The organism is Clostridium sp. AF19-22AC (genome assembly GCF_003479085.1).
Classification (GTDB): Bacteria; Bacillota; Clostridia; order Lachnospirales; family Lachnospiraceae; genus Faecalicatena_A; species Faecalicatena_A orotica.
The window spans coordinates 27,391-33,774 of the sequence record NZ_QUGN01000039.1 but is presented as its reverse complement, the minus strand read 5'-3'; the positions used below and the strand labels follow the sequence as shown (position 1 = coordinate 33,774).

At 39.2% G+C, this 6,384-nt stretch carries 6 protein-coding genes and 1 pseudogene; 5 read left to right on the top strand and 2 right to left on the bottom strand.

What is annotated here, in order from left to right; genetic code table 11:
* The first annotated feature begins 391 nt into the window (after window positions 1-391).
* Complete coding sequence (locus DWX43_RS25880; RefSeq protein WP_109733320.1) at window positions 392-1,114, top strand: adaptor protein MecA; 723 nt, start codon at window positions 392-394, stop codon at window positions 1,112-1,114.
* A gap of 126 nt (window positions 1,115-1,240) precedes the next feature.
* Here the strand turns inward: DWX43_RS25880 and DWX43_RS25875 are convergent, their stop codons facing one another.
* Complete coding sequence (locus DWX43_RS25875; RefSeq protein ID WP_109733319.1) at window positions 1,241-1,450, bottom strand: DUF1858 domain-containing protein; 210 nt, start codon at window positions 1,448-1,450, stop codon at window positions 1,241-1,243.
* Between the two features lie 713 nt (window positions 1,451-2,163).
* On the bottom strand, window positions 2,164-3,270 hold the full coding sequence (locus tag DWX43_RS25870) for an SH3 domain-containing protein (protein WP_118622838.1): 1,107 nt from the start codon (window positions 3,268-3,270) through the stop codon (window positions 2,164-2,166).
* A 521-nt stretch (window positions 3,271-3,791) separates the two neighbouring features.
* Between DWX43_RS25870 and DWX43_RS25865 the strand changes: the two genes are divergently transcribed.
* From DWX43_RS25865 to DWX43_RS27225, 4 genes and pseudogenes are all read left to right on the top strand, one after another.
* Complete coding sequence (locus DWX43_RS25865) at window positions 3,792-4,187, top strand: transcriptional repressor (RefSeq protein ID WP_109733317.1); 396 nt, start codon at window positions 3,792-3,794, stop codon at window positions 4,185-4,187.
* Between the two features lie 193 nt (window positions 4,188-4,380).
* Window positions 4,381-4,923: an NADH peroxidase gene (locus DWX43_RS25860; protein ID WP_109733316.1), complete on the top strand. Its 543-nt coding sequence runs from the start codon at window positions 4,381-4,383 to the stop codon at window positions 4,921-4,923.
* 234 nt (window positions 4,924-5,157) lie between these two features.
* Window positions 5,158-5,694: a rubrerythrin gene (rbr, locus tag DWX43_RS25855; RefSeq protein ID WP_109733315.1), complete on the top strand. Its 537-nt coding sequence runs from the start codon at window positions 5,158-5,160 to the stop codon at window positions 5,692-5,694.
* A 428-nt stretch (window positions 5,695-6,122) separates the two neighbouring features.
* Window positions 6,123-6,384: pseudogene (locus tag DWX43_RS27225) on the top strand (hypothetical protein); the annotation flags it as partial.

Sequence of the window (6,384 nt, the reverse complement as noted above, 5' to 3'; positions counted from 1 at the left end):
AAGGTAATGGATAACCTCTACTTTTCATTTTCAATCTTTTTCCTCCTCTCTAATTAAATTTATATGATTATTATATTATCGTTCCTAGATTGCTTCTTTTAAATCCGCTATTTTTTTATTAATAACGCGTATATTCATTTTGTTTCTTTCTATATTTTTGTGATATTTTTCGTATTTAAACTTATTTCCGCTCTCTTTTTCTTATATTTGTATTATCGTTCATATTAACGATAATGTCAATATCTTTTTTCATATTTTTAATACAAATTTTTTAACTGCATTTTTTTATAAACTCTTTCTAAATTCCTTTACATATTTTTTGTTTTTGTTTATACTAATAGTGAGAAGATATATATTTTTTTGATATTACAATTCGTGAGGATGTGATTATATGAAAATCGAAAAACTGAACGACAATCAGATTCGCTGTACACTGACACGTGCCGACCTGGCAGCGCGCCACCTGAAATTAAGCGAGCTTGCCTACGGCACAGAAAAAGCTAAATCTCTTTTTAGAGATATGATGCAGCAGGCGTCTTTCGACTTTGGCTTTGAGGCAGAAGACATCCCTTTGATGATAGAAGCAATTCCTGCTTCAGCGGATTCTATCGTTTTAATCATCACAAAGGTAGAAGATCCGGAAGAATTAGATACCAGGTTTTCCAAGTTTACACCACTGGGGGAGGCAGACTCCGTCGTACCTGAGACTCTGGAGAAGCTGGAAGGGGCAGAGGAATTCCTGAATTTGCTTAACAAGGTAAAGGAGGCTGCAGCTGACACAAAGGATGCATCATCCACTGTTGCCGACGCGCCTGCGCCGTTTAATGTGCGCCTGTTCTCTTTTGACAGCATGGATCGTGTGATCCAGGTCGCCCATCTTCTTGGACCTGTATACCACGGCTCCAATACACTTTACCATGATACGGAGAATGAATTATATATCCTGGCCCTGACACAGTCAGGCCATTCCAACAAGGAGTTCAATAAGATATGTAATATGCTTTCCGAATATGGATCTTTGGAAAAAGCTTCCGGTGCAACCCTTGCATTTCTTGAGGAGCACTGCGATATCATGATTTCCGCAAATGCTGTGCAGAAGCTTGCTTCTGTATAAGGAAAACAGTTTGATAAAAATCCCCGGGAGGTTATGCCTTCCGGGGATTTTTATGTGGATAACGCCACATGCGGTCATATTTTATGATACGTTACGGTTCACTGGCACGCCTGTAAGCAGTAACTATTATACACCGGCTGCATTCATAGAAGCGTTGATCTTTTCTACAAGCAGGTCGGAATCAAGACCATGCACCATAGCCGCCTCTGCAAGAGACTCCATCTGTGCAGACGGGCATCCAAGGCAATGCATGCCAATCTCCATTAAAATAGGTGCTGCGTCCGGATAAATCTGTAATAATTCTCCGATTGTCGTATCTTTAGAAATTTTGGACATTTCTTTTCCTCCTTACATTATTAGTGCTTTTTATTATAGTCCCTATTTTTTAAATAATCAACCGTCTAAAATGCAAATTTATTGTATATTAATGTCTAAAATATCCGAGCTAATAATACATCTGATCTAAAGTCATAAAACCTACGCAGAAATCAGGTACATCTCGAGACAATTTTCTGAATTGTTCGCACAATTATTTTCAATTTTTGACTACTCAAAAGTCAATCATTTTGCTGATTTTTTTCGACAAAAAATTAATTTCATAATAACTGAACAAAACGTCCGTTCTTTTTTTTAGAAAAGTAATCCACATAAAACACATGTTTTTGTGTGGATAATGTGGATAACTTTGCTAAAAACTATATTTTTCCACGTTTTTTTTGGAATTTAGTGTGGATAAGTTGAAAACTTCTTTTTCCACACTTTCGACATTATTTTACATTTTTGTGCACTTTGTCTATGCCATCCTTTTCACATTTCCTGCAAAATCCGAGCTTTTTTCCTATATCTTTCCATAATGTCTGAACAAATACATTTGCTTGCCAAATTATTTTTGTCGAACTATGTATCTTCTTATCCAAAGTGGAAGAATACACTAAAAAAGCCGCACCAGAAAAATATTTTTTTCAGTGCAGCTTTCATTATTCTATTTGTCCGGCACAGTATTATCAGTTTCCTGATTTCTCCCCAATACTGTGCCTTCATAATCTATATTATAATACTCTCCTCACCGTTATGATCGGTGCATAAGTTGCGCTGCATATTCCGATGCCGTCTGACTCGTTCATTGCGTTGACGATGTTACCATCTCCCATATACAGGCCCACATGACCATCATATAAGACAATATCGCCTGGAATTGCATCCTCATAATTAACTGCCGTCCCTACAGATTCCATATCCCATGTTGTCCGCGGCAGGCTGATTCCAAAGTTTGCATATACGGATTGTACGAATCCGGAACAGTCAGCGCCCTCTGTGAGGCTTGTTCCGCCCCATACATAGGGGTTTCCTATAAACTGGCACGCATAATCAATGACTGCCTGTCCACCGGCCGCCTGATCCTTGATCGCAGCCGCCTCCAGGGCTTCCTGTTGTCTGCGGGCCTCCTCGGCCTGCTTTGCAGCTTCTTCGCGTGCGATGCGCTGTTCCTCTTCCTCCTTGGATTCAGCATATGCATACTGTTTCTGTACATCTATATAGTCACCACATACCCATCCAGTTGTTTCTCCTACTTTTACAGGATACCATCCGTTAACAGCTTCACCTGTTACTTCATACTGCTGACCCGCCGTAATCTGAGTCAGTATTCCGGCATCGGTTCCCTGCCCGTCCCTGACATTCAGAAGATCGGCATTCACTGTTGCCTGGTTCTGTTCATATTCTGTGGCATGTGCCTCAGCGCTGCTCCCTGTCAGCAGACAGTCGGCAGGCACATAGCCTTCTACCGAACCGGACCTGATCTTTGTCCAGCCTTCATTATATTCAAGTACCTCGGCCGCTGAATTCTGATACAGCTTGCCGACCCAGTCACTTGCTTCATCCGGGGCACTTCTAATGTAAGCATAGTCACTCACATTAGAAAATGCCATATTTAAATACTCACCCTCGCTATTTTGTACCAGATAAAGATTAATGTTCTCCTTTACATTTGTCTGGTAGCTTTCTTTTACTATCGATTCGATTCCTGCAACCGGAATGACCGGAACATTTTCTTCACTGCTGTCCGCGGCCTTAACCGTAATTACACTCCCCGGAACCATAATCGCTCCTGCTAAAGCAGAAAGAATCAATTTCTGCTTCATACGTGCTGCTTTCATATAAAACCTCCTTAAGCCTTTCTTGCAGCTTTGCTGCAAATCTACCCGTGGGGTAATGAATTGATTCCCCTGGGTTCAAGTGTCTTTATCTTTTGTAGGAAGTTCTAAATGTTACATAATTGTTAACTTTTGTTACGATGTTATTATAGCAACCTATTTCCAATGTGTCAACATATTTTCAAGCGTTTTCATGCTACATAGTTCGACAGTTTCCTTTATATTCCATTATTTAAAAAAGTTTTATCAACCATTTTGTTAATTATTTTGTAACATTTTATCAGTTCTATTCTTTCTATATAGATATTTATAAACTTTTAATTTTCACAAAATCTTCATCCATATATGTCTGAAAGCTTCTATAATAGAAATATAGGAATATCCATTTTCTAAGGCCTTTGTTTACCGACGAAAAAAAATTTACTTTTTTTAAAAATAGTATTGACATTTGTGTGATTATGTATTATATTCTAACTACAGTAACAATTACTATTATTACTTTACAGATTGAAAGGAGGTTTACATTGGCAGCTTTGAAGTATAGTCGGCAACGAGAATGCATCAAAAGTTATCTGGCGATGACGAAAGAACATCCCACTGCCGATACGGTTTACCTGCATGTGAAGAAAGAATTTCCAAACATCAGCCTTGGTACCGTATACCGGAATTTAAACCTGCTGACTGACATTGGAGAGGCGATAAAGATTCCGGCCCCCGACGGCGGAGATAGATTTGATGGAAATATCCAGCCGCACAATCATTTTTTCTGCACTAGCTGCAGAAAGGTTCTGGATCTGGACCTGGATATGAAGAATATCGAACAGGTCAATAAAGCAGCTGCCGAAAACTTCGACGGTATTATAGAATCCAGTACCACAATTTTTTACGGAAAATGCGGTGACTGCATCCAAAAGTCATAAGGAAGGAACCCCTTTATAACACGTTCCACACAATCCATGCAGCCAGACTGTATGAGAGATTTTCAAATTTACCATGTGATTAATATAGGAAGTAAGATTACTTCCTATATTAAAATAAATTACTGCCGGGCCTTATTGGTCTATCGGCTAAACAAAATAAAAAAAATTATAAAAAGAAAAGGAGATTTAAATTATGAAAAAATTTGTATGTACAGTATGTGGTTATGTTCACGAGGGAGATGCAGCACCGGCAGAATGTCCAATCTGTAAAGCACCAGCTGAGAAGTTCAAAGAGCAGACAGGTGAAAGAGAATGGGCTGCAGAGCATGTTGTCGGCGTTGCTCAGGGCGTAAGCGAAGACATCATCGCTGATTTAAGAGCTAACTTTGAAGGAGAATGCTCAGAAGTAGGTATGTATCTTGCAATGGCAAGAGTTGCTCATAGAGAAGGATATCCTGAGATCGGCCTGTACTGGGAAAAAGCTGCTTACGAAGAGGCAGAACATGCTTCTAAATTTGCTGAGTTATTAGGTGAAGTTGTTACAGACAGCACTAAGAAGAACCTGGAGATGAGAGTTGATGCTGAGAACGGAGCTACAGCTGGTAAGTTTGACCTTGCAAAACGTGCAAAAGCTGCTAACCTGGATGCAATCCATGATACAGTACACGAGATGGCAAGAGATGAAGCACGCCACGGAAAAGCATTCGAGGGTCTGTTAAAGAGATACTTCGGCTAATCCAAAATAATAGGATTCATATGTAAATACCTGCATTGGAGTTTCCCCTCCTTTGCAGGTCATTTACTCTTACATGGAAAATTTATCCACATTTTATCTAATTTTTATTGAAACATATGTTCATAATGGTATAATAAACTTATCCATAAAGTAGTCATTCCAAACGGAATGCCTCGTGGACGAACCGGCGGCACTGCCGTCAGAAGCACCAAAAAATAAAGGAGGATTTACACTATGTCTAAGTACGCAGGAACAAAAACAGAACAGAATCTTATGGAGGCATTCTCAGGAGAATCACAGGCACGCAATAAGTATACATACTATGCATCCGCTGCAAGAAAAGCTGGCTATGTACAGATGTCAAACATCTTCTTAGAGACTGCTGACCAGGAAAAAGAACACGCAAAAATGTGGTTCAAAGAATTCCACGGAATCGGTAATACAGAAGAGAACCTGGCAGACGCTGCTGCAGGCGAGAACTATGAGTGGACAGATATGTATGCACGCATGGCTAAAGAGGCTGAAGAAGAAGGTTTCACAGAACTGGCTGCTAAATTCAGAGGTGTTGCAGAAGTAGAAGCTTCTCATGAAAAACGCTATCAGAGACTTCTTGACCACTTCCGTGCTGGACAGACATTCAAAGATGAAGCTCCTCTTGGATGGAAATGTGGAAACTGTGGATATATCTATCAGGGTGATGAAGCTCCTGAAGTATGTCCGGTATGTGCACATCCACGTGCTTACTTCGAAAGAAAAGCCGAAAACTACTAAATACGGGCCATATCTTTAGGCGTGATCAAAATAACAAACGACCATGCATGAACATTTCTGTTCATGCATGGTCGTTTTTATAAACTAACATACATTTCCACAAATCTAACTTCTAAAGTATCAACAATATACCCCTATTTTTCAACAATAAACACATTGAAATTGTTTTTCCGAAATGGTATTCTGGCCATACAAATCTTTATTTCCGGAATATTATATTTTCTGACTTTCGTCAAAAAATCCAGATTTGTATTTCACAATTGAATAAAGCTACAGCAAATAAAAAAGATTATTGTTTACAGGACTGTCAGTGGATTATTGTTCCCAGATGACCTGAAATAGTCATATCAGCGAACAGTAATGCACATTTTTAAGTTACAAACAGATATACTCCGTACATTTCACATGCTATAATGGAGGTGCAGTACATGACAGATAAAAGGCTGCAATGGCATCCGGCATTTATTGCCGCCATGCAGATTGACTTTGGAGAGGAGGCTGACCGTCTTATTTTTCTTTCCGAGTTGGAATTAAACAAGATGCCCATGAGGATTGATGCACTGGTCATTAAAAAAAATGGTTCTGAACCGTTGAAAAAAAATATGGGCCGATTATTAAAGGGACATAATATTTTCGAATATAAAAGTCCGGAAGATACCCTGAATATTGATGATTTTTATAAGGTTTATG

Excerpts from the sequence above, each read along its gene's own strand:
- DWX43_RS25880 (WP_109733320.1), top strand. The coding sequence starts at position 392 with ATGAAAATCGAAAAACTGAACGACAATCAGATTCGCTGTACACTGACA.
- DWX43_RS25875 (WP_109733319.1), bottom strand. The coding sequence starts at position 1,450 with ATGTCCAAAATTTCTAAAGATACGACAATCGGAGAATTATTACAGATT.
- DWX43_RS25870 (WP_118622838.1), bottom strand. The coding sequence starts at position 3,270 with ATGAAAGCAGCACGTATGAAGCAGAAATTGATTCTTTCTGCTTTAGCA.
- DWX43_RS25860 (WP_109733316.1), top strand. The coding sequence starts at position 4,381 with ATGAAAAAATTTGTATGTACAGTATGTGGTTATGTTCACGAGGGAGAT.
- rbr (WP_109733315.1), top strand. The coding sequence starts at position 5,158 with ATGTCTAAGTACGCAGGAACAAAAACAGAACAGAATCTTATGGAGGCA.